We start from the raw sequence: 1298 nt of genomic DNA, 5'->3' as shown, positions 1-1298 counted from the left end.
CCAGATGCTCTTGACGCCCGGCTCGCCGTCGCCCTTGCGCCCGATGAAGCCGCCGAGCATGGCGATCAGGCGCAGAACCTGATTGACCTTGGGTTTGGGCGGGGGGCGTTTGCCGTTCAGCGCATAGGCGACGCGGATTTCGTCGGGCTCGAACGCGATGCCGGCGTCCACTTCCGGATGGGTGCGCCCAAGGCGCATCAGGTGACCGATTCGCCAGGCCACGACCAGATACAGCGCAATGGCACGCTCCAGTTTCGGGTAGGCGTCGAGTTGCAGCGCTTCAACGCGGCAGCCGTTCTTCAAGGTGTGAAAGAGCAGTTCCACTTCCCATCTCGCCCGGTACCAATCGATCAGCGTCACCGCCTCGTCGAGCGTGGCTACCTCGCGATTGCTCAAGAGCCGCCACTGCACGGGTTTCACGCCACTGGGCGCCTCGACTTCACTGGCCAGCACCACGCTCACGGCCACCGTGCCGCCCTCGCCATCGGGCAACGCCTGGCGCAGCACGCGGATTTCCTGGCGCACCGTGCGCGCCGCCTGGCCCTGGCGCGAGGCCATCTGGAACTGGACTTCGCCCAGCACGGGTGCCGCGGCCAGCGCTGCGCTCAGCTTCGGGGCGCCCTTGCCCAGCGAGCGGTCATGCTGTGAGCGGATCAACCAGTCGGCCGGCTCGCCCAACTCGCGTGCGCGGCGCATCAGCGCCACGATGTCCGCCTCCCGGTCTGCCACATACACCAGGCGCGTCTCGGGCAGCGTCTGCGCCTGCTCGGCCACCCGCGCGTAGCCTTCGAGCCAGCGCAGACTCTCGGCAATGCCCTCCCGCGGCGCCTCGCCCTGCTTGAACGCCCGCGCCCACATCCACGCGTCGATCACCCCGAGGGGTTCCCGGGCGGGCGTCACCGCGTAGGTCGGATGCACGTACATCCCGCGCTGGGCCTCGTAACTCAGGGGCCCCAGCCCCTGCGCCGACTTGCCCTCGAAATCCAGTTCGGTCGTGTCCTGGATGCACAGCACCACCGGATGCGACTGCATGCGCCGCGCGCTCGCGTCCCAGTGCGGCTGCATCAGTTCGCGCCAGTCCACCGCCTCGCGGCCCAGGAAACGATAGGCCGCATGCATTTCCGCCGCTCCGCGGCAGGCCTCGGGAATACTTGCCGAAGGCTGCTCCCCGAGCCGCTCAGCCAGCAGCACCAGTCGCTTGTTCAAGCGTTTATCGCCCAAGTCCGCGCCGCCAAACTCCTCTTCCGCCCACGTCATCGCTTGTCCGAAAAATCACTCAGAGTCATAGATTACGAGGG

1 protein-coding gene is annotated in these 1298 nt (G+C 67.5%); it reads right to left on the bottom strand.

Going from position 1 to position 1298, the window contains the following annotated elements:
- Window positions 1–1257, bottom strand: a 1257-nt coding sequence (locus Q1W26_RS05150; protein ID WP_300436757.1) for an IS4 family transposase, incomplete at its 3' end; no start/stop codon positions are given.
- Window positions 1258–1298: the final 41 nt, after the last annotated feature.

The organism is Zoogloea sp. (genome assembly GCF_030157465.1).
In the GTDB taxonomy this organism is placed as follows: Bacteria; Pseudomonadota; Gammaproteobacteria; order Burkholderiales; family Rhodocyclaceae; genus Zoogloea.
This window is presented reverse-complemented; position numbering and strand designations above follow the sequence as displayed.